Origin of the sequence: Vibrio ponticus, from assembly GCF_009938225.1 — a bacterium.
Taxonomy (GTDB): Bacteria; Pseudomonadota; Gammaproteobacteria; order Enterobacterales; family Vibrionaceae; genus Vibrio; species Vibrio ponticus.
Map to the genome: position 1 here is coordinate 957,526 of NZ_AP019657.1, position 22,517 is coordinate 980,042.

Sequence of the window (22,517 nt, forward strand, 5' to 3'; positions counted from 1 at the left end):
TACTTTCACGCGAGGCTCATTACGCTATTTTGCTTGCGTATTGAAACCATCAGTTGTACTAAAAGTAGTACCCCGGTTACCGCGAGACCAATTCCGATACCCGCCCAAATACCTCCTAGCTGATAGGATTTCATCAGTAGCCAAGCGGCAGGAATGCCAAACGCCCAGTAACCAACGGCAGTCATTACGGTTGGTATCATTACAATCTTCATACCACGCAGCAGGTTAATCGCGAGAAGTTGCCAAGCATCGACGACAAAAGCGAGCGCGACCACCCAAAGAACCGAGATGAGTAGCTCAGTTAAATGAGCATCAAGGTTGAAAATGGCGGCGATAAACTCGGGATAGAGAATAAATCCGCCTGCAAGCACAATACTAATCACCGTTGTGATACCAAAGCTGCGTACTGCTGTTTGTTTGATGCCGGAATAGTTTTCAGCGCCAAAGTCTTGTCCAACTAAAATTGCCGCGGCTTGAGAAAAACCAAAATTAATGTTCCATGTAAAACTTAAGCACTGTAGCAAAATTTGGTGTAGAGCAAGTGCGGCAACGCCGACGGTGCCCGCCATGAGTGTGCCACCGTAAATTAAGCCGTGCTCCAGCAATGCCGCCAAGCCGATAGGTAAACCCATTGCGAGTAGCGGTTTGGTCAGTGCGAGCGAATACTCATGGCGATTTTTCCAAGGTGCAAATTCAGCAAACTCAGCACGGTTAAACACCCAGTAACCGTAGCCGATAGAGACGATCAGCGAGGAGAGCGCGGTACCTGCGCCTAAGCCACTTAATCCCAAGTTAAAACCAAACGCGAGAAGGTAACTAATTGGAATGTTGAGGAATATGTTAGCAACTGACATGACCAAAATAGAGCGCACGTTACCGAATGCACTAGTTAAACCACGTAGAATCAAAAGAAATAGCGATGGCAACATAGTCCATTTTAACGCGTTTACATACTCCATCGCAGGTGCGATAACCATTTCGGGCTGTTGTGCAAGTCGTAATAAATGAGGAGCGAACGAGAAACTGGCAACAAGCAATGCAGAGAGAATAACGGCGAGTAACACTGCGCCTTTAATCGCAAAGCGGATCTGTTGGTTACCAAATTCAGGTCTAGCAACACGTTGCCCATAGGCAATGGCGACGAGGTTAGCGACACAACCTATTGTGCTGCTGGCAATAATAAAGATAAAGCTGAAAATTGCCGCGCCTAAACCGCCAGCCGCTAATGCTTCAATGCTCAGGCGTGACATCATCCAAACGTCAGTTAACACCAGTGACATGGCAATGAGCTGAGAGATGATAAGAGGGAATGCTAAAGAGAGAATTTTTCTCATGATGGCTCAAGTTTGATTTTTATAAAGTGTATTGTGATTTGCGCTAATTAAACGCTGATTCCTATTCGCTATCAAATGATTAATATGTCACTCTTGCATGACTTGAAGTTATGTGAAAAGTGCAATGAAAGCCTACCCGAACCTACCGTTTAGCCACAATAGTTTGAAAGTGTTTGAAACCGTTGCTCGCTTATTGAGTTTTACGCAAGCGGCGCAAGAGCTTAATGTGACGCAAAGTGCGGTTAGCCGACAGATAAAGTCATTAGAACTCGAAATTAACGCTGCCTTGATTATTCGTAAGCATCGTTCGATTGAGCTGACGGAAAAAGGGATGGCGCTATTTCAGGTGCTAAGAAATAACTATCTTGAGTTACAAACGTTACTTGAGAAATGGACTCAACCTGAAAAGAAACGTTTGGTGATCAAAAGTGCCATCAGTTTTGCTACACGGATACTGATCCCAAGAGTCAGAGAGCTAAATGAACGTTACCCTGACTATGAAATAGTCATTATTCCTTTGATTGAAGGGGACTGGGATTTGTCCGCAGAACAAAGCGATTTGGCTATTATTAACACCAGGCAACCAGAGCTTTATCGCGGGCATCCTAAAGCGACTTTCTTACGTGATGAATATATGGCGCCGATTTACACCCCAAGCGACGAGCACAGTGAAAAAAGCATCAAGCAGGTTCTTGAGATGCCAAGATTGCATGCAACCGATGATCACTTAGATTGGCGTACCTGGCTTAATCAGGAGGAGGATCTCGCGATCAAGCCAAGTCGCGATACATCATTTATCAGCCTAGATTTGGCGATAAGTGCGAGCTTAGCAGGGCATGGGGCAACCGTAACCGATTTACTGCTGGTGTTACCTGAGCTTGAGCGGGGATTTTTACGCACGCCGAGAAATGCGCCAGTGCGCAGTAGCCCTTGGCAATATTTCGCATATCTGCCGCAGAAAAGTGACATTGCGAGCGATTTGCTGGTTTGGTTGCAAAGTTTGTTTGAGCAAGAGCTACAGCGTTTAGAGGTATTAGCAGAAAAGCATCAATGGAAACTCGCTTAACCTGCGTTTGTTTCAGTTTTGCATGGCTTTTATTAGGTATAGTATTTGTGTGATTGCATATTGAAAGGAGCGTCAAATGATTGAGATTCAACCGAACCTATGGATATTTAACGGGGGCAATGTCTCTTTTCTTAGTTTTCCTTTTTCAACACGCATGACGGTAGTACGTTTGGCTGGTGGCGACCTCTGGCTACATAGCCCGATTGAGCTGAATGAAGAAGTTCGCCAGCAAGTGGATTCCCTTGGCACCGTGCGTTATCTCATCGCCCCAAATAGTTTACATCACTTGTTCATTAAGCAGTGGCAAGAAGCTTATCCTCAAGCGTTTACCTACGGTACGGCGCAAGTGGTGAATAAGCGCCAAGATCTCACCTTTGAAAATTGTTTAGCGCAATCAGCGATATTTCCATGGCAAGAAGAAATAGAACATCTGCTTTTTACCGGTTCATCGGTGATGGAAGAGAGCATTTTTTTGCATAAACACAGCCAAACTTTGATTGTGACTGACCTAATAGAGAACTTCGATCCGCAGCACTTTAAACCACTGCAACGTAATATCGCCAAAGCGATTGGTATTCTAGCGCCGGAAGGCAAGATGCCGTTAGATTGGCGAATCACATTCATGTTCAATAAACCGTTAGCTAGAGAGCATCTCGCGCAGATAATCGCTTGGCAGCCAGAACGGATTATTTTAGCCCATGGCAAAATCATAGAGAGTAATGCTGTTGCTTTTTTGCAGCGTTCATTTGGTTGGTTGGGAGCAATCGAAGCTTCTAATGTTTAAACTGCTTCAGTGATTAAAATAGTTTGCTGAAATCGCACGTTTTCATTACTTGCTGGAGTTAGAGCGTGTCTCAATTTCAAAACAAAGTATTTATTAAATATGCGTCGAAAATCCCTTTTATCGGCGCAATTCCTCTGTTCGAGCCGTCATTAAACCTTACTAAAAATGTTATTATTGTGGTAATGACCACATCGTCTCACAACTGATGATCATAAACATTCCAGGATCGGATGATAAGCTCGAGGACATATGTTAGAAACCAAAAGATTAATACTGCGCCAATGGGAAGATGAGGATTATCCTCATTTTGCGCGTATGTGTGCTAATCCGGAAGTCATGAAATATTTTCCAGCGACCTTGTGTGAGAGCGAAAGCTTTCAGCTCGCTGATAGACTGCGAGCTTTGATTGATATTCACGGCTGGGGATTTTGGGCAGTAGAGCTCAAATCTACCGGCGAATTTATTGGTTTTGTTGGCTTAAATACGCTTGATGGCGAGAGTGGTATTCCGGGTGCGCCAATGATGGAAATTGGTTGGCGCACTGACGAGAAATTCTGGCATAAAGGTTATGCTACGGAAGCTGCTGATCAGGCACTTCGCTATGCTTTTTTTGTCCTTGGTGTTGAAGAGATTTATTCCTTTACTGCGCTCAGTAACATTCCTTCACAAATGGTGATGAAACGCCTCGGTATGATAAATACACGTCTTGATTTCAACCATCCTAAGTTGCCAGATGGTCACGAGTTGCAAAGACATTGTTTATATAGGATTGATAAACAGACGGTTGTATCAGGGACTCAGCTGGGCACTCTGTCCTAAAAGAGTCAATATAATGTTTGTACTACAAGGATGAAGTATGAGTGTCCGAGAAAAAATGCACAGCAGTCAAGTGTACTATTGCGATGATCAATCTTTAATTGCTGAGCAGCAAGCGTGTCTAGAAATACTCTATGACTTTAATCATTGTCGACCAAGTCAGTTTGTGCAGCGAGATGAGCTTCTGCGCACTTTATTAGGCAGCGTGGGCAAAGAGTGTTATATCGAACCACCACTGCGAGCGAATTGGGGCAAGCATACATACATTGGCGACAATTTTTACGCGAACTTCAATTTAACCCTAGTGGATGACACAACAATCACTATTGGAAACCACGTGATGTTTGGTCCCAATGTGGTTCTAACTACCGCAGGTCATCCGGTTGATCCTGACAGGCGGCGCAAAGTGGCGCAGTTCAATATTCCAATTACAATTGAAGATAATGTATGGCTTGGCGCCAATGTTGAGGTGCTTCCCGGTGTCACGATCGGTGAAAACAGTGTAGTGGGGGCAGGGAGTGTGGTGACCAAAGACATTCCGCCAAACGTAGTCGCCGTCGGCAACCCGTGTCGGGTATTAAGAGAGATTTCCGCAAGAGATAAAGAGCACTACTTTAAAAATCTGCGCTTCGATGACGAAATCTGCTAGTACCACAGACTAGATTCTCTACAATATGCCTTATCGAGATCGATAGGGATACGCGTGTGAAAATTGAAGATCTAAAATTATTCGTCAAAGTAGTAGAGCTGGGCAGTTTTACTGCGGCAGCCAACGCTCTTGATGTTCCCCGCGCGAATGTGAGCCGCCGAATCAATGAATTAGAAGCACAACTCCACACATCACTGTTTCATCGCACGACACGTAGCTTATCCCTCACTAATCATGGTGAAATTTACTACCAAGAGATTCTCCAAGCTTTAGCGCTGTTCGACAACGCCAATCAAGCCATTACTCAAGCCGATACGCTGATTAAAGGCAAAATAAAACTCGGCATTTTGTCCGAGACTCATGAGTTACTGCAGCCGATTCTGTTTACGTTTTTGGATCTTCACCCCGAAGTGGAATTGGATGTACGCGTTATCCAAAATGGCTTTATTGATATGTACCAGCAGGGGCTAGATATCGCGTTTCACGGTGGAGAACTGATTGATTCAGACTTGATTGCTCGCCAGATATTACCGTTAGATCGCTGCTTAGTCGCATCACCAAAATATCTTCAATCAAAGCAGTTGCCAGAGGATGTGCACCAGTTAGTTGAGCATACCGCGCTTTGTTTTCGCTGGCCGAGTGGAGAGATTGATGATCTCTGGCAGTTTGTTGAGGGCGAGGTAAAAGTTAATTCGCCTTTGGTTTCGAACAGTATCGCTTTTCTTAAAGATGCTACTCTTTCAGGGCGCGGCATTGCATTTCTACCTAAAATATTAGTTGAGAAAGAGCTGGAAAATGGTGAACTTTACCAGATTTTACCAGAAGTTAGCGCAAAAACTGAACACGGCTATCTGCTCTATCCTCAGCCGCGAACCCTCAATTATGCCAGTCGCGAACTGATACAATATCTGATCCAAGAAATCCCTAAACTCGCCTGATTGTCTCATTTTTCATGACATTAAGTCTTGTGGTTGATGGCTTATTCGAACACTGTTCAATAATAGAATAGCGCCATCAACATGGAGCTATTTATCATGAATCGAATCAGCACACTCACACTGGCTTGCAGTGTTGCACTGGGGTTATCTGGTTGCAATCAAGCTCAAGTCGAGCAAACAAAACCAGTTGTACAAACCAAGTTACAAGTTATCCAGTTAAGCGAGTCTCAAGGACAAACTGCGAAACATTTTAGCGGCTTGGTGACCGCACAAGAACAAGCCGCTTTAGCCTTTCGTGTCCCGGGTACCATTGAACAACTGCTGGTGACTAAGGGGCAAAAGGTGACTAAAGGGCAAATTATCGCTCGTTTAGATCCACATGATTATCAGGTCGTGCACGAAGAGCTAGAAGCTAAGATGCTTGAAGCGCAATCTGCGCATAAATTGGCAAAAGCAGAACTGAAACGCGTTAAACAGGCAACACAAGATGATGCTATCGCCTCAGTGAATCTTGACCGAGCGATCAGTGGCTATGAGCGCAGTCTCTCGGCGATTAAAGTGGTCGAAAAAAACATTCAACGCGCCAAAGATACTCTGGCGTACACCGAGTTAAAAGCCCCGTTTGATGGCGTAATTGGTCGTGTGGACTTTGAGCAGCATGAGCAGGTATTGCCGGGGATTGCAGTCGCGACGTTGCAAGACAATCGTCAGCTTGAGGTCGAAATTGATGTGCCTGAAACCTTAATTGAAGCGTTTGAGGTTGGGCAAATTAGCTCGGTATCCTGGTATCAGTCAGAACATGTTCTCAATGCTTACGTGACAGAAATTGCGCCGCTGCCCCACCTAATCAAGCAAACCTATACCGTTACTTATCGTATTGAAAAAGGCAGTGCACAACTCTTCCCGGGCAAATCGGTCTCAATTTCGACTCATATCGGTAACAGCCAGCAAAGCTACTGCATTCCTTACTCAGCGTTGGTGGGTAGTAAGGAGCAAATGCACGTCAATTTAGTTCGCGACAACCGTGTCGTGGGGCTGCCGGTTGAGCTTGCTTCGCTCGATGCTTATCAAGCTTGTATTAAAGGCGAGTTAAATGCTGATGATTACGTGGTCGTGAGCGGTAGTCAGTATTTGTCGAATGGGCAACGCGCCGACGATATCGTTATTCGCGAGTTATAAAGGTGAACCATGATTAAGTTGGCTGAATTTGCAATTCGTCAAAGAACGTTTTTGCTCTTTTTTACTGCCCTGAGCATCATTGCAGGGATCTACTCCTACTTTGATCTAGGCAAGCTTGAAGACCCAAGCTTTACCGTTAAGACGGCAGTGGTGGTTACGCTCTATCCGGGCGCTTCTGCTGAAGAAGTCGAACTGCAAGTAACAGATACTATCGAAACCAAGTTGCAAGAAATGGGCGAGCTGAATCGCTTACGTTCTCTTTCGAGACCGGGTATGTCGATGGTGTTTGTCGATCTTAAAGAGAGCCTAAATTCAGAGCATCTGCCTCAACAGTGGGATTTACTGCGACGTAAGGTGAATGATGTCAAATTGCAGCTCCCAAGCACGGCTCAGATCAGCATAGTGCAAGATGAGTTCTCAGAAGTGTATGGAATGCTGTTTGCTATTCACAGTCAAGATGCCAAACCCGAAGAGTTACGCCGTTATGCTGAGGAACTGCAACGACGTATCAAAACCGTTGATGGCATCAAGAAGGTGGAACTGCACGGCGTACAACCGCGTACTGTTTACATCGATATGCCTGACGAACGCCTCGCACAATATGGCGTCTCCTTTGCACAAGTATGGAATCAACTCAGCACACAAAATATGACGTATGAGGCGGGTAAGTTTGATGCCGGAAGCGAGCGCATTCGCGTACATCAAGGTAGCCAGTTTCAGTCATTAGACGATATTCGCAATTTGGTAATCAAAGGTGGTGTAAGCGAGTTTGGCACTGGACTGGTCCGTTTAGGCGATGTGGCGGATATTCGCATGGGTTACCAAACGCCCGCGTTGACTGAAAATCGCTATAACGGTGAGCCTTCGGTGACATTAGCGGTGAGCCCAGTCAATGGCATTAATGTGGTTTCTCTGGGAGATACCATTCGGGCGATCATTGATGACTATCAAGCCTCTTTACCTCTTGGCGTGCAGATCTCCACCGTGGCTTATCAACCGGACGAAGTGCAGAAGTCGATCGATAATTTTGTCGGCAACCTGTTAGAAAGTGTCGCGATTGTCTTTGTCGTCCTGCTTATTTTCATGGGCTTTAAAAGTGCCACAATCGTGGGTGGCAGTTTACTACTGACCATTTTACTGACGTTGATATTCATGAATATCAATCAGATTGACTTACACCGAGTTTCGTTAGGGACCTTTATTCTCGCTCTGGGCATGTTGGTGGATAACGCGATTGTGATCACCGATATGATGATTGCTAAGCTCAATAAAGGCATTGAGCGTACGCAAGCGGCACTGGAGTCGGTCAAAGAAACAGCACTGCCATTATTTGGGGCGACTGTTATCGCGATTATGGGTGCAAGCCCTGTGTTGTTCTCCAAGACTGATGCGGCTGAGTTTTCCGCTTCAGTATTCTCCATTATCGCTTCTTCATTGCTGTTGTCTTGGCTGGTGGCAATGACCTTTACGTTGTTGATGTGCTGGCTGTTTATTAATCCAAGTAAGGGCAAAGATGAGAGTAAAGTTTCTCGCTACAAACAACTGGTCGGTTGGACCGTCGACAATCCTAAAAAAGCACTGACAACGCTCATCCCTTTAGTAGTTGTGACTGCTGTATTGGTCCCTTATGTGTCGGTTAACTTCATTCCTCAGTCCGACCGCCCAATCGTATTTTTCGATTATTGGTTACCCAATGGAGCTAAGATAGAGCAGACCTCAGCCGATATGAAAAAAGTCGAGCAGTGGTTATTTGAACAGCCGGAAGTGACGAGTATTGCAAGTAGCATCGGTGCTAGTGTGCCGAGGTTCTCGGTGACGGTAGAGCCAGAGCCGTTAGACCCAGCCTACGGACAGATCTTGGTCAATACCACCGATTACCACGCCATTTCTGCCTTGGTGGAACGAGGGGATGCGTGGGTAAAACAGCAATTCCCTGATGCGCGTCCACGTTTTCGCTCGCTGAAACTTGCCACAACGGATAAGTATTCGGTCGAAGCGCGTTTTTCTGGTCCTGATCAAGCGGTGCTACATCAATTGGCTGAACAGGCTAAAACCATTATGGCAAGCCACCCGGATGCAAAATATGTTCGTGACGATTGGCGTCAACAAAGCAAGTTGTTAGAGCCTATTATCAACCAAGAACGAGCAAGACGCGCCGGTATTAACCGGGCTGATATTGCTTTTGCCATGAAGCGAGCCTCTGATGGTATGCCGTTAGGACGAATGAAACTCAATGATGAGTTGATTCCGATTCAGTTGCGCAGCACAGAGCAAACTATGGCGTCGCTGGAATCTATTCCGGTCAAATCGTTACTTGGGCTTCATTCGGTGCCACTAGGACAAGTGGTCGATGGTTTTGAGTTGCGTGCAGAGGAGAGCATGATTTGGCGTCGCGACCGAGTGAAAACCATTACCGCTCAAGCTGGCGTTTCACGATCAACGACCCCTGCAAAAGTGCGCAACGCAATTAAAGCGGATATCGAAGCGATTGAATTACCGCCGGGTTACAGCATGGAGTGGGGCGGTGAGTACTATGACGAGCATAAAGCGGTGTCAGATATCTTGCAGCAACTGCCTAAAGCGCTACTGATTATGGTGATCATTTTAGTCGCAATGTTCAATGGCTTTAAGCAGCCAGCCATTATTCTAGCCACGATTCCGTTAGCGGCAACTGGGGCGACATTTGCACTGCTGTTATTTAACAAACCGTTTGGTTTTATGGCGCTGATTGGTGCAATAACTCTGATGGGGATGATCATTAAAAATGGCATTGTATTGATGGATCAAATTGAGCTTGAGCGTCGTAATGGTCGTCAGTTATCCGATGCGATTAAGGAAGCGACTATCAACCGTACTATGGCGATTTCGATGGGGGCACTAACCACTGCGTTGGGGATGATTCCGTTGTTAAGTGATCTGCTGTTTGATCAAATGGCAGCAACCATTATCGGTGGTCTTGCCGCGGCAACGGTGCTTTCGTTATTTATCATGCCTGCGCTGTATCGCTTAGCATACCAAGAGACTTTGCCTGCTGCGCAAACGCTCGATACGCCAGTCTCTGTGGCTGGAACAGATTCAAAGCCAGTGTAGTTTATGGAGATATCAATGAAACACCAACCGCTTAAATTCGCGTTAAAACTTGCTCCATTAGCCTTGGCTGTGGCTCTCTCTGGTTGTGCCGTCGGTCCGGATTATCAAGTACCCACAGTAACACTGGCAGAAAGTTATCTCTACAGCGCAGATGCGAGTCCGATCGACAACGATCATTGGTGGTTGCAGTTTGACGATCAAACTTTGAATCGCTTGGTTAAGGATCTACAACAGCAAAATATTCCGTTAAAGATCGCCGCTGAGCGCATCAATATGGCACGCAGTTATCAATCCGTGGTGGAATCATTCAAGGTTCCGACGGTCAATATCGGTGCGGGCTATTACAATTATCAACTGAGTAAAAATGACTCGCTCATGGGACCAGCACTTAATCCCATTGGTGACAGCGTAGCGGGCTTACCGCCACAAATGGGCAGTGCGGTGATGCTCGACAATCAGCATGACGGCGCCTTTGTTGGGGCATCGGTTATGTGGGAGATGGACTTATTCGGTCGCATTGAGCACCAAGCCCAAGCGGCTGAAATTCGGGTCGAGCAAGCTGAAATCTATCAAAGTGGGCTCAATACACTGGTAACTGCTGACTTAGTTCACAACTATATTCAATATCGCGGCGCGCAGGCGCGCACCGACTTGTTGAAAGAGAATATCGCCGATCAGCGTAAGACGTTAGATTTAGTACAGAAAGTGGTCGCCAGTGGCTATGGTTCAGACTTAGATCTGGCGCAAGCACGAGCGATGTTGGCGGCAACACAATCTTTGCTGCCACAACTTGAAATTGCCCAGCAGGTACACAAGCAAAGACTGGCGACTTTGTTAGGAGAGCCGTTGAGTCGCATTGATCAGCGTTTGGGCGTTAATAGTTTGGACCTTAGCGATGCAAAAACAAGGGTATCGATTCCTAGTATAGAAGGGGGGATTCCAACCGGTTTGCCTTCTGAGTTATTGCAACGACGCCCTGATATCCGTATTGCCGAGCGTGAAATTGCCGCAATTAACTCAGAACTTGCTGCGTCAGTCGCCAATCGTTATCCCAAGTTTTTCTTAACCGGCGCGCCGGGCGTATCGGCGAGCAGCTTTGATGATCTGTTTAGCAGTGATTCATTTGGCTGGGCTGGCTCGGTTGGCATGAGTTGGAATGTCTTTGATGGTGGTCGAGGTGAGGCGTTAGTTGAGATCAACGATGCGCGTTTAGAGAGTGCGATGTTGGGCTATCAGCACGCGGTGAATGGCGCGATTACCGAAGTGGATTCAATGTTGTTTGCTTACGGGCGCAGTCAAGAGAATCAGCAGCAGATTGATGAGGCGGTATCGTCATCTCAGATAGCGCTTAATAAAGCGAAATCGCTCTACAAGGCGGGGCTAGTGGATCACTTGACAGTATTGGATGCGCAAAGACAACATCGCATGATGCTCGATAGGCAACTTGCGGCTCAATTGCAAACTGCGCAAACCACGGTTGGCGTGTATAAATCGCTCGGGGGGGATTGGAAAATTTAGCTGTTGATCAAATGCCGCCTCTATTTGAGGCGGCATTTTCAGTTTAAAAGTCGTTACATTAACTGACCATCGACCAGTACTGCCTCGGAGCGATAGTGGCTGTTTAACACAGTTGCTGCCGCGCGATAACCTGGTTGCAGTTTACCTAAGTCAGATGACTTCATAGCTTGCGCCGGATAAGTTGAAGCCATTCTTAGAGCCTCTTGCTCTGCAATACCCCACTCAATCACATTGGCAACAGACTCGTCCATACCAATATGTGCCCCAGCGAGACTCCCTTCAGCATTAACCAATTTGTTGTCAATAACTTCGATGATTTGCCCATCTAGCTCAAAGCGATTGGTTTTGCTGCCAACCGTCGCCATTGCATCGGTGATAATTAGCAGCTTGCCTGGTGGTTTGGCTTTGTGTGCCAGCAAAAAGCTTTGTGGATGCACATGTATCCCATCTGTAATAATCGAGCACCAAGCGTGATCACTATTGAGAGCAGTGCCTACCACCCCAGGTTCACGCCCTTCGAAAGGAGACATGGCATTAAACAAATGGGTAAAACCGTTCACCTGTGAAAGCTTTTCGTTGCTAAGTTCATTGGCTGTGGCATTACTGTGCCCGCAAGAGACAATCACGCCTTTCTGTTGCAGGTAATTAAGCGCTTCAAGAGACATTTTTTCAGTTGCTGCTGTGACGAGCACTTTGGCATTGTTTGGCCAAGGGAAATCTTCAAGATCGGCTATGCTTGGTGAATAGAACAGCTCAGCATTGTGCGCCCCTTTCTTAGCGGTATTGATCCACGGGCCTTCAATATGCACCCCGAGCACTCCTGGGATACGTTGCTCAAAGGCGATCTCTGCGGCGGTTAATGCCTGCGCGATTTCATTTGGTGTCGAACTAATTAACGTTGGCAATAGGTAAGCTGTACCGTGGGTTCGGTGCGCTTTGCAAATTGTGTCCATAGCCGTCGGCGTGATGTCGTTATTGAGCATCACATCACCGCCACCATTGACTTGAATATCGATAAAACCAGGTGCAATTAAGCCATCAGCATAGTGCTGGTGCTCGATATCCGTTGGTAGTGCGCTAATCGGCATAATGGCATGGATATGCTCACCGTCCCACACCAGCGCTGCATCTTGGTGATAATTGTCTCCATCAAATATTCGTGGAGCTGAGATGGCTTTCATTACCATATTTCTTCCTTGTTGAACTGAAATGCCGCGCCTAACAGACAAGCATCATAGTCACCTTTGGCAGGCACTACGGTAACTTGAAAAGCTTTTGGACGAGCAACAATGTGCTGTTGTACGCGCTCGAGGTAGGTGTTGGCTAATCCAACACCACCGCCTAATACGACAATATCTAAATCAAGCGTAGCTTTCAAATTGCAACAAAGAGTCGCAATCGCTTTGGCGCTTTGTTCAATGATCTCATTAGCAATAGGGTTGCTTTGCGCTAGGCTAAACAATTCAATATTACTGATGTTTGGGGTGAATTGCGCATCACTGAAACGTTTGATAGCGGTGCCGGAGGCAATCGCTTCGACGCAGCCAATTTGACCGCAACCACAATGAGGACCATTGGGGTCAATGGAAAAGTGTCCGACATGACCCGCTAAACCTGTTGCGCCACTGTGTAACTGACCATTGATAATGATCCCGCCGCCAACACCCGTCGACACGGTGATAAAAGCCATATTTTTGGTGTTGTTATCGAGTTGAGTGTATTCATACCAAGCCGCAGCTTGAGCATCATTAAGCATGGCTACTGGCAATTTGGTTAATTTTTCTAGTGCTTGAGCCAGCGGGAAAGGTGCTGGAAAGGCAAGGGTATCTGGGTTGATTGCTGAGATCCCTTGCTCTGTGACTAAGCCTGTAGTGGAAATACCGATGCGGCTGAATTGACCAATCCAGTCAGTTGCGTGTTCCAATATCGTGCCAGCAAAGTGCTCAGCTTGTTGCACGATTGGTGTTGGGAATTGGCGACGCTCGACAATAGCATCGTTCTCTACCAACCCGATTGCGATTTTTGTACCGCCGATATCAATCGCCAATGTTGCCATTAGTGTGCTCCTGCCTTTTGAGTTTGTGCGTTAAACCAACCGATCATTACTTCAAGTCGAGTCAATGCTGAGCCGACAGTCACTGCGGTTGCGCCGTGAGCAATGGCTTGCGCGGCAAGTTCCGGTGTGTTGTAGCGTCCTTCTGCCATAGTAAAGAAACCCGCTTTAGAAAACTGTTCGACCAGTTGCAAATCTGGTTCAGTAGGCTCTTCACCGCCAACGTATCCAGACAGAGTTGAGCCAATGATTTCAACGCCAACTTCATTGGCCCACAAACCATCTTCAAAGTTTGAACAATCGGCCATGGCGAAACAGCCTGATGCTTGAATCGCTTGTGCTATCGCATCACGGCTTTCTGGACGAGGGCGATTTGTCGCATCAAAGGCGATGATGGTCGCGCCAGCTTCAGCTAAGGAAGCAACGTCACAAAGATAAGGCGTAATGCGTACAGGACTGTCCGTTAAATCACGTTTAACAATGGCGATAATTGGTATATTTACCGCCTGAGACACCGCTTTTACGTTATCGACACCTTCGATACGCAACGCTTTTGCACCTGCTTGCTCTGCTGCTTGTGCCATCGCCACGATAAACTCAGTTTTCTCTAATGGACTATCCGGAACAGGCTGGATTGACACTACCGTTTGACCGTGGAGTGACTCTTTTAACTGTTTGATATTTAAATTATTTGTTCTCACGCTTGGCCTCTCAAAAAAGACTTTCTATAGCGGAGTGAGGGCAGTTTTATGCCTTACACAATTCGTAGAGTAAGCAGGTAGAAATCATATCTCTGTCGAATTTTTGTCCGCGATCACATTTCAAAAAAAGTTGGTTTGAAAATAATCTTCACCACCATAATAATTCATAACGAAAATAATTTTCAAACAAAATAAAAATTTTTTTGAAATCCGTGAAACTAGGTAGAGAACAACAAAAAAGGGAACACTATGAAAGCCATGAACAAGATTACCTTCGCTATGCTTGCTTTAGGACTATCAGTATCCGCTCAAGCTGCGACTACGTTGAAAATGGGTATGCAACCATCAGTAGGTTCAGTGGAATACAACTCTGCAAAACTATTGGCAGACACCATTGAAGAACTTAGTAACGGTGAGATGAAAGTTGCGATCTACCCAAGTGCACAACTCGGTGATGACCGTGCAATGCTGCAACAACTATCAATGGGTGACCTAGATATTACTTATGCAGAGTTTGGTCGCATGGGTCTTTGGATCCCACGTGCTGAAGCGGTCATGCTTCCTTACGTAGCGCGCGATTTTGAGCACCTACAAACCATTTTTAACTCAGACTTCGGTAAGGGTGTACGTGAAGAAATGCTAACCAAGTTTAACTGGCGCGCGCTTGATACTTGGTACAACGGTACTCGTGAAACTTCTTCTAACCGTCCTCTTAACAGCATCGAAGACTTTAAAGGTCTAAAACTGCGTGTACCAAATGCGAAAGCAAACTTGAACTTTGCTCGTCTTTCTGGCGCGTCACCAACACCAATGGCGTTCTCTGAAGTTTACCTAGCGCTACAAACCAATGCGGTAGACGGTCAAGAAAACCCATTGCCAGCGATCAAAACCATGAAGTTCTACGAAGTTCAGGCGAACTTGGCGATGACTAACCATATCGTAAATGACCAAATGGTGATCATCTCTGAAACGACTTGGCAAGGTCTAAGCGAAGAGCAACGTGAAATCGTTAACAAAGCGGTAGCGAAAGCGGGTGAATCACACACTGCATTCGTTAAGAAACAAGAAGCCGAGCTAATTGAATTCTTCGAAGCTGAAGGTGTAACCGTAACGTACCCAGACCTAGCGCCATTCCGTGAAGCGATGCAGCCGCTATACACAGAGTTTGAAGAGAAACTAGGTGAGCCTGTAGTGAAAAAACTTGCAGCAATGTAAACATCCTGAGCCCAATAAGGCTCGAGTTTAAGTATCAATATCTAGGCTGGCCACTTGCGGCCAGCCATGGAGCTCAAAATGTTACGCAAGATTATCGATAATATAGAAGAGATCATCACCGTACCGCTAATGGCTTCTTTGTTAGCGGTCCTTACATGGCAAATATTTACTCGTTGGTTTCTCAACTCTCCATCATTGTGGAGTGAGGAGCTCGCAAGGGTTCTATTTATGTACATGTGTATGATTGGCTGTTCAATGGCAATCAAACGCGGTGCTCACGTCAACATTACGTTTTTCTCTGACAAGTTACCTGAAAAAGCACGCATTGCTTTAATTCTTTCGCTTGAGTTTGCTGTTCTTCTATCGATTTTCGCCATTATTTATCTTGGTTATCAGTACGTTCAACGTACCGCGTTTTTTGAACTGATTACACTCGGCATTTCTAGTAAGTGGCAAACCTACGCATTGCCAATTGGTGGCTGTTTTATGGTGTTCCGTCAAGTGCAGAAAATGGTGGGTATTGCTAAGCAATTTTCCAATAGCGATAAAGAGTTAGTGGCATCTGATTCGCAGATGGCTGAGAGGTAGTAAATTATGGCAACTTCTATTTTTGGTTGGCTAGGTCTGCTGTTTGCAGGTATGCCAGTGGGATTTTCCCTAATTTTCGTCGCGCTGCTGTTTCTTCTTCTAACGGGTAGTACGGGCATTAACTTTGCTGCGCAACAAATGATCACCGGTGTCGATAACTTTACTCTGTTATCTGTACCATTCTTCGTTCTAACCGGTCACTTAATGAATAGTGCGGGCATTACAGAACGTATCTTTAACTTTGCTAAAGCGATGGTGGGTCATATTACCGGTAGTTTGGGTCACGTAAACATCATGGCTAGCTTGTTGTTCTCGGGCATGTCAGGTTCTGCGTTGGCAGATGCGGGCGGTCTTGGCCAGCTTGAAATCAAATCAATGCGTGATGCGAAATACGATGACGACTTCTCAGGCGGTCTTACTGCTGCGTCTTGTATTATTGGTCCACTTGTACCACCGTCAGTTCCACTGGTAATTTACGGTGTGGTATCGGGCACCTCGATCGGCGCACTATTCTTAGCTGGTGCAGTACCAGGTATTCTTTGCTGTCTTGCTTTGATGATCATGAGTTACTTCATCTGTAAAAAGCGTGGCTACATGGTGCTGCCAAAAGCGAGCGGTCGTGAACGTCTCGTTGCGTTTAAAGAAGCTTTCCTGTCACTACTGACGCCAATCATCATCATCGGCGGTATTTTCTCGGGCAAGTTTACTCCGACTGAAGCGGCTGCAGTATCGTCACTGTACGCTCTGTTCTTAGGCACTGTGGTTTACAAACAGCTAACGCTAGCCGGTTTTGTTGAGATCTTAAAAGAGACCGTTAATAACACTGCGGTTGTAGCACTAATGGTAATGGGTGTAACCGTATTTGGTTGGATTGTTGCTCGCGAACAGTTGCCGCAAATGCTGGCTGACTTCTTCCTAAGCATCAGTGACAACCCACTAGTGCTGCTACTGCTGATCAACTTACTGCTGTTGTTCTTGGGTACCTTTATTGAATCACTAGCGCTGCTATTACTGCTGGTTCCATTCCTAGTGCCAGTGGCGGTGTCGGTTGGTATTGACCCTGTTCACTTTGGTGTAATGGCTATCTTGAACCTAATGATTGGTATCTTGACTCCGCCTATGGGCATGGCGTTGTTCGTGGTGGCAAGGGTTGGTGACATTCCTTTCCACGTGCTGACTCGCGGCGTGATTCCATTGCTAGTGCCACTGTTTATCGTACTTGCGCTAGTGGCGATTTTCCCTCAGTTCACTCTGTTCTTACCTGAGCTATTCCTCGGTTACGGACAATAAAATTTAGATTAAAACAACAAGTGAGCCACTGTGGTGGCTCCGATTAAGTAGGATGTAAAAATGAACAAATTGACTGGTTTGATTGCTGCTCCACATACTCCGTTTGATGTAAATAACAAAGTTAACTTTGCCGCGATTGATCAAATTGCTGAACTGTTGATTGCACAGGGCGTTACTGGTGCTTATGTTTGTGGTACCACCGGCGAAGGCATCCACTGTTCAGTTGAAGAGCGTAAAGCGATTGCAGAGCGCTGGGTTAAAGCAGCGGACGGCAAACTGGACATCGTACTTCATACTGGTGCGCTAAGTATTGCGGATTCAATTGAGCTAACTCAACATGCAGAAACGCTAGATATTCTTGCGACGTCTGCGATTGGTCCATGTTTCTTTAAACCTGGTAGCGTTGATGACCTAGTTGAATACTGCGCGCAAATTGCCGCCGCAGCACCTTCAAAAGGTTTCTACTACTACCACTCAGGCATGTCTGGCGTAAACCTAGATCTAGAGCAGTTCCTGATCAAAGGTGAACAACGCATTCCAAACCTAACGGGCGCGAAATTCAATAACTCAGATCTTTATGAATACCAACGTGCTGTGCGCGCTTGTGGTGGTAAGTTTGACGTGCCATTTGGTGTGGATGAGTTCTTACCAGCTGGTCTTGCGGTAGGCGCGGTAGGTGCAGTAGGTAGTACATATAACTACGCAGCGCCACTTTACCTAAAAATCATCGAAGCGTTTAACAAAGGCGACCAAGCAACGGTAACGTCGTTAATGGATAACGTTATTGCGATTATTCGCGTACTGGTGGAATACGGCGGTGTGGCGGCTGGTAAAGCAGCAATGCAACTGCACGGTATCGACGCGGGTAACCCACGTACACCAATTCGCTCTCTGACTGAAGCACAAAAAGCAGATGTTGTTGCGAAAATGCGTGATGCAGGTTTTCTCAATATGTAATCGGATCAACATGTAATCCGTCTAAGCCGCAACAAAGGGCAAGACTCTTTGTTGCGGGCTTTAGATAGCAACTAGCCTGAAAATCGAACGTTGGAGTGCGATATGCAAGGGATCTACCTGCCGTTAATGACACCATTTAAATTAAATGGTGAGATTGATTTTGGTTGTTTAGAAGCGATGTTTGAACATCATATACGTCAAGGCGTACACGGATTTTATGTCGGTGGTAGCTCTTCTGAATGTTTTATGATGTCAATTAAAGAGCGCCAATGGTTACTGGGCGAAATTGCCAAAATCAATCGCGGTAGAGTGCCGCTTATTGCCCATGTTGGGGCTATCTCTCTGTTTGAGGTAAAGCAGTTAATCGACAGTGCGGTTGCTGCCGAGTACAGCGCGATTTCTGCCACGCCACCATTTTATTACGGCTTTAGTAAAGCTGAAGTAGGGCATTTTTATCGCAGTATTGCAGAGTATTCTTTAGTGCCGCTGCTCTTGTATAACATCCCTGGTACGACAGGGGTGAATTTTACTCATCAAGAGCTCTTTGAGTTATCAGAGCTGCCGAATGTGATTGGGCTAAAACATACCACCAGCGATATGTTCTTTATCGAGCAACTGCGTCAACGCTTTGCCGACAGCGCGATTTTCCACGGTGAAGATACCATGTTGGTGAATGGCTTGCAGATGGGGGCAAGTGGCGGTATCGGTAGCACCTATAACCTAATGTCGGCTGACTATGTCGCGATGTTCGACGCGATGCAAGGTGGTGACACTGAAACGGCGATGGCGCTGCAACGTAAAGTGAATAGCGTTACCGCGGAGCTGTTGAAACACGGTGTGTATCAGTCGATTAAATTCCTAATGCACGAGAAAGGTGTAGATTACGGACATTGCCGCGAGCCATTTTTGCCGCTATCGAATCAGCAAAAAGGTCTACTCGCTCGCGTAATAGACGATATTTACTTCAAGTAACATGAATTGTAAGGCGTTTTGCTGGTCAACAGTGTCAATAATACGCCGTTTTTGATATTTTTGCCGCAGCAAAAATGATGATGTCGACATGAGGCAACGTATGGGCTCACCTAAAAATTTACTAGTTCGACTACGTTCGAATATCGAGCCGTTAAGCAAGAAATTGCGAGTGGTAGCGGAATACATTTCAGAAAACGCCAATGAAGTTCAGTATCAAACAATTACTGACTTGGCGCGTAATACCGCGACCAGTGAAGCGACCGTGGTTCGCTTATGCCGCGACATGGGTTACAAAGGTTATTCCGACTTTCGTATGGCATTGGCGGTTGAGCTATCTCAAACTCAGGCTCAAAGTGCACAAGATATCGAAGGGGATATTTGTGATGTGTCGGCACAAAATGCCGCAGCAGGTCTGTTAGATACCGCGAAACTGATTGATCGCAAAGCCTTAGCGAAGATCAGTGAACGTGTGCATGAAGCCAAGTTTATTAACTGTGTCGGTGTTGGCGCCTCAAGCATCGTGGGACGTTATCTTGCTTATCGTTTGCTGCGAATTGGTAAGAAAGTCACCATGTTTGAAGACACACACTTAGCTGCTATGAATGCGGTGCGCAGTGAACAGGGCGATTTGTGGTTTGCGATTTCAAGTTCGGGATCAACTCGTGAAGTGATCCACGCGGTAACGCAAGCTCATGAGCGCGATATTCCTGTGATTGCGTTAACCAACATCAGTCATAGCCCTCTAAGTGCCATTTGTACTGAGATGTTGGTGGCGGCAAGACCAGAAGGTCCGTTAACCGGTGGGGCGTTTGCGTCAAAAGTGGGCGCATTGCTATTGGTTGATGTGCTAGTGAACAACTTGATAGAGAGCTACCCTGAGTACTCAGAGTCAGTATTGGATACCGCACAAGTGGTTATGCCGCTACTGAAATAAGTGGTTTATTTTATGAGCCTGCATTGTGCGGGCTTTATTTTGTAACTTTTGTAAAGGAAATATTTTTATTTAGATGTGGTAGTGGAAAATATTTTTGTTTTATTTTATGGAAGATAAAGTCCGATAGAGACCAATCTCCATGTTTAATAAGGAAATAATGAACATGAACTGTTACCTCAAAACGTTGTACCCTGTACTGTTGACGGCACCTTTGCTTGCTGCCTTCTCTGTATCTGCAGATCAAACTTGGCCGGATTTACCACAAGGCGTAAAAAATGGCGTTGGCGCGCAAGTCGACTCCAAGATTTATGTTGGTTTGGGCTCACTTGGTCAGGACTTTTATATGTTGGACTTGGACAACCTTGAAAAGGGTTGGCAAAAACAAGCCCAATTTACTGGTCCTGCTCGAGATGGCGCGACAGCGTCAGTGATTGGTGAGGATATCTATATCTTTGGTGGCTCGGGTAAAGCGGATGCCAAAGCAAAATCACCGGTCATTTTCGATACTGTTTATCGTTTCGATTCACAGAATAACAGTTGGTCGAAAATGCAAACCACAGCGCCTGTTGGGTTGCTAGGTGCGGCTTCTTATTCTCCAGATAATCAACAAATAGTGTTCTTTGGTGGTTATAACAAACCTCTTTTTGACAAGTATTTATCTGACATTTTAACCACAGATCAAAAAGCACAGCCTGAAAAATGGCAAAAAATTGTTGATGATTACATGGGTCTAAAACCGGTTGATTACCAATGGAATAGACAAGTATTGAGCTTTAATCCAAACACTAATCAATGGCAAGATTTAGGTTCATCTCCTTATCTACCTAACTGTGGTGCGGCGTTAGTCACCGATAAACAAAATGCACTGCTGATTAGCGGTGAAATTAAGCCAGGGTTACGCACTGCTGAAGTGAAAACTTATCAATTTGGTCAAGCACAACCATGGATAAGCGAGCATCCATTGCCAACGCCTGAATCTCAACCATTGCAAGAAGGTGTCGCGGGGGCATTTGCAGGGATGAGTAACGGTGCAGTGCTGGTCGCTGGTGGCGCAAACTTCCATGGTGCTAAACAAGCTTTTGATCAAGGCAATATGTTTGCTCATAACGGTTTGGCGAAAGCTTTCAACACCGAAACTTATGTATTTAAAGATGGCGCGTGGAAGCAAGGTAACGACCTTGCGGAAGGCGTTGCGTATGGACTTTCGTTCACCGTTCCTCAAGGTGTGCTGATGGTTGGTGGCGAGAAAACCGATAAATCAGCAAGTACCAAAGTTGCGATGCTGACATGGAACGGCACTCAAATCGAACAACAGGATTAAACATGAAAATGCAGTTTTCACCGTTGCCTTCTTTGCCTGCGGGGTTAAAGAACGGTGTGGGATTTTCTCATCATCAAACCATCTATGCGGGTCTAGGAAGTCTAGGTAATCAATGGTTGATGCTTGATCTCGACGCTCAGCAAGCTTGGCAAGAAAAAGCCGCTTTTCCCGGCGTGGCGCGAAACGACTCAGTATGTGTACCTGTTGATGGTGGTTGTTACGTGTTTTCTGGCGCAGGGACAACCGCAGAGCTGGGCTATACCACGGTCTTGGATGATGGCTATTACTATGATTGCGAGCAAGATAGCTGGAGTTTAGTTACCGAGCAAATCCCAGTCGGTTTGCTTGGGGCAGCCGGTTGGGCTAGCGAAGGTAGCCTTTACTTTGTCGGTGGCTATAACAAGAGCCAATTTGATGGTTTGATGGCTCAGTTGAGCTCTCCGGAGTTAGCGCAGCAGCCAGAGCTAAAGCAAGCAACCTTGGCTGAATTTATGTCACGTCCGATTGAAGCTTATCAATGGAATGACCAAATTTACCGCTTTGATTGTGTGACGCAACAGTGGAGCCGAGTGGCAGCGAATCCGTTCCAAGCGAACTGTGGTGCCGGTGTATTTCGCTCAGAACAAGGTTTGGTGCTGGTCGAAGGTGAAGTGAAACCTGGGCTACGGAGTTTGCAGACCAAACAGTTTCAATTCAGTGACGGCAAATTGGTTGAAAGTGGATATCTGCCTTCTATCTTTGAAGCGGACTCTTCTCATGAAGGGCTTGCAGGCGCATTTTGTGGTGAGATTGGTGATTTATGGGTTGTTGCGGGTGGGGCATATTTTGTTGGCAGTCAAAATAACTACCGCTCAGAGCAATACTACAGTCACCAAGGCTTGACCAAAACATTTACTGACAATCTATGGTGTTTTGATGGCTGTGAATGGCAATTGGCAGGCAAATTACCACAAGGCGCTGCGTATGGTGTGGCTCTGACAACACCATACGGTTTGGCTTTGATTGGTGGTGAGTCGCAACAAGGTGAGGCGTTCACTCAGTGTTTATTGATGACCTAATTGAGTCTGGATTCTAGTATCCCCCCAAAGCCCGATAATCTTAGTTTGATATCG

At 46.0% G+C, this 22,517-nt stretch carries 20 protein-coding genes; 16 read left to right on the plus strand and 4 right to left on the minus strand.

The genetic code is table 11. The features are described 5' to 3' along the window. Positions 1-5: 5 nt before the first annotated feature. Positions 6-1,334, minus strand: coding sequence for an MATE family efflux transporter (locus GZN30_RS04275; protein WP_075649902.1), 1,329 nt, complete (start codon positions 1,332-1,334; stop codon positions 6-8). A 124-nt stretch (positions 1,335-1,458) separates the two neighbouring features. On the opposite strand from GZN30_RS04275, the gene GZN30_RS04280 reads away from it, so the two are divergent. The 8 genes from GZN30_RS04280 to GZN30_RS04315 all read left to right on the plus strand — a co-directional run bounded on the left by GZN30_RS04280 (position 1,459) and on the right by GZN30_RS04315 (position 11,374). Next, a complete protein-coding gene (locus GZN30_RS04280) occupies positions 1,459-2,400 on the plus strand; it encodes a LysR family transcriptional regulator (protein ID WP_075649901.1) in 942 nt (313 codons plus the stop codon). 76 nt (positions 2,401-2,476) lie between these two features. Continuing rightward, positions 2,477-3,184: a DUF4336 domain-containing protein gene (locus tag GZN30_RS04285; RefSeq protein WP_075649900.1), complete on the plus strand. Its 708-nt coding sequence runs from the start codon at positions 2,477-2,479 to the stop codon at positions 3,182-3,184. Positions 3,185-3,433: 249 nt separating this feature from the next. Next, positions 3,434-4,003: a GNAT family N-acetyltransferase gene (locus tag GZN30_RS04290; RefSeq protein ID WP_075649899.1), complete on the plus strand. Its 570-nt coding sequence runs from the start codon at positions 3,434-3,436 to the stop codon at positions 4,001-4,003. Between the two features lie 37 nt (positions 4,004-4,040). After that, entirely contained in the window at positions 4,041-4,649 is a 609-nt protein-coding gene (locus GZN30_RS04295; protein ID WP_075649898.1) for a sugar O-acetyltransferase, read from the plus strand. A 56-nt stretch (positions 4,650-4,705) separates the two neighbouring features. Beyond that, entirely contained in the window at positions 4,706-5,587 is an 882-nt protein-coding gene (locus tag GZN30_RS04300) for a LysR family transcriptional regulator (protein ID WP_075649897.1), read from the plus strand. A 96-nt stretch (positions 5,588-5,683) separates the two neighbouring features. Then, entirely contained in the window at positions 5,684-6,766 is a 1,083-nt protein-coding gene (locus tag GZN30_RS04305) for an efflux RND transporter periplasmic adaptor subunit (RefSeq protein ID WP_075649896.1), read from the plus strand. A gap of 9 nt (positions 6,767-6,775) precedes the next feature. After that, positions 6,776-9,856 (plus strand): efflux RND transporter permease subunit, encoded by a 3,081-nt coding sequence (locus GZN30_RS04310; protein ID WP_075649895.1) that lies wholly within the window; start codon positions 6,776-6,778, stop codon positions 9,854-9,856. Between the two features lie 15 nt (positions 9,857-9,871). Continuing rightward, entirely contained in the window at positions 9,872-11,374 is a 1,503-nt protein-coding gene (locus GZN30_RS04315) for an efflux transporter outer membrane subunit (RefSeq protein WP_139312252.1), read from the plus strand. A 53-nt stretch (positions 11,375-11,427) separates the two neighbouring features. Here the strand turns inward: GZN30_RS04315 and nagA are convergent, their stop codons facing one another. From nagA to GZN30_RS04330, 3 genes are read right to left on the minus strand one after another with little or no spacing between them, the layout of a single operon-like run. Continuing rightward, positions 11,428-12,561: an N-acetylglucosamine-6-phosphate deacetylase gene (nagA, locus tag GZN30_RS04320; RefSeq protein WP_075649893.1), complete on the minus strand. Its 1,134-nt coding sequence runs from the start codon at positions 12,559-12,561 to the stop codon at positions 11,428-11,430. Continuing rightward, on the minus strand, positions 12,555-13,430 hold the full coding sequence (locus GZN30_RS04325) for an N-acetylmannosamine kinase (protein ID WP_075649892.1): 876 nt from the start codon (positions 13,428-13,430) through the stop codon (positions 12,555-12,557). Before GZN30_RS04325 ends, nagA begins: the two co-directional genes overlap by 7 nt. Next, complete coding sequence (locus GZN30_RS04330) at positions 13,430-14,128, minus strand: putative N-acetylmannosamine-6-phosphate 2-epimerase (protein ID WP_075649891.1); 699 nt, start codon at positions 14,126-14,128, stop codon at positions 13,430-13,432. Before GZN30_RS04330 ends, GZN30_RS04325 begins: the two co-directional genes overlap by 1 nt. A gap of 249 nt (positions 14,129-14,377) precedes the next feature. On the opposite strand from GZN30_RS04330, the gene GZN30_RS04335 reads away from it, so the two are divergent. The 8 genes from GZN30_RS04335 to GZN30_RS04370 all read left to right on the plus strand — a co-directional run bounded on the left by GZN30_RS04335 (position 14,378) and on the right by GZN30_RS04370 (position 22,463). Beyond that, positions 14,378-15,343, plus strand: coding sequence for a sialic acid TRAP transporter substrate-binding protein SiaP (locus GZN30_RS04335; RefSeq protein ID WP_075649890.1), 966 nt, complete (start codon positions 14,378-14,380; stop codon positions 15,341-15,343). A 66-nt stretch (positions 15,344-15,409) separates the two neighbouring features. Then, the gene (locus tag GZN30_RS04340) at positions 15,410-15,931 is read left to right on the plus strand and encodes a TRAP transporter small permease (RefSeq protein WP_139312251.1); all 522 of its coding nucleotides are present in this window, start codon (positions 15,410-15,412) and stop codon (positions 15,929-15,931) included. Positions 15,932-15,937: 6 nt separating this feature from the next. After that, the gene (locus GZN30_RS04345) at positions 15,938-17,221 is read left to right on the plus strand and encodes a TRAP transporter large permease (RefSeq protein ID WP_075649888.1); all 1,284 of its coding nucleotides are present in this window, start codon (positions 15,938-15,940) and stop codon (positions 17,219-17,221) included. 60 nt (positions 17,222-17,281) lie between these two features. Continuing rightward, complete coding sequence (locus GZN30_RS04350; protein WP_075649887.1) at positions 17,282-18,178, plus strand: dihydrodipicolinate synthase family protein; 897 nt, start codon at positions 17,282-17,284, stop codon at positions 18,176-18,178. A gap of 102 nt (positions 18,179-18,280) precedes the next feature. Then, a complete protein-coding gene (locus tag GZN30_RS04355; RefSeq protein WP_075649886.1) occupies positions 18,281-19,150 on the plus strand; it encodes an N-acetylneuraminate lyase in 870 nt (289 codons plus the stop codon). 100 nt (positions 19,151-19,250) lie between these two features. After that, a complete protein-coding gene (locus GZN30_RS04360; RefSeq protein WP_075649885.1) occupies positions 19,251-20,084 on the plus strand; it encodes a MurR/RpiR family transcriptional regulator in 834 nt (277 codons plus the stop codon). Between the two features lie 163 nt (positions 20,085-20,247). Next, a complete protein-coding gene (locus tag GZN30_RS04365; protein WP_408646774.1) occupies positions 20,248-21,405 on the plus strand; it encodes an N-acetylneuraminate epimerase in 1,158 nt (385 codons plus the stop codon). Between the two features lie 2 nt (positions 21,406-21,407). After that, positions 21,408-22,463 carry a YjhT family mutarotase gene (locus GZN30_RS04370; protein WP_075649883.1) on the plus strand — a complete coding sequence of 352 codons (1,056 nt, stop codon included), beginning with the start codon at positions 21,408-21,410 and terminating at the stop codon, positions 22,461-22,463. The last annotated feature ends 54 nt before the right edge of the window (positions 22,464-22,517 follow it).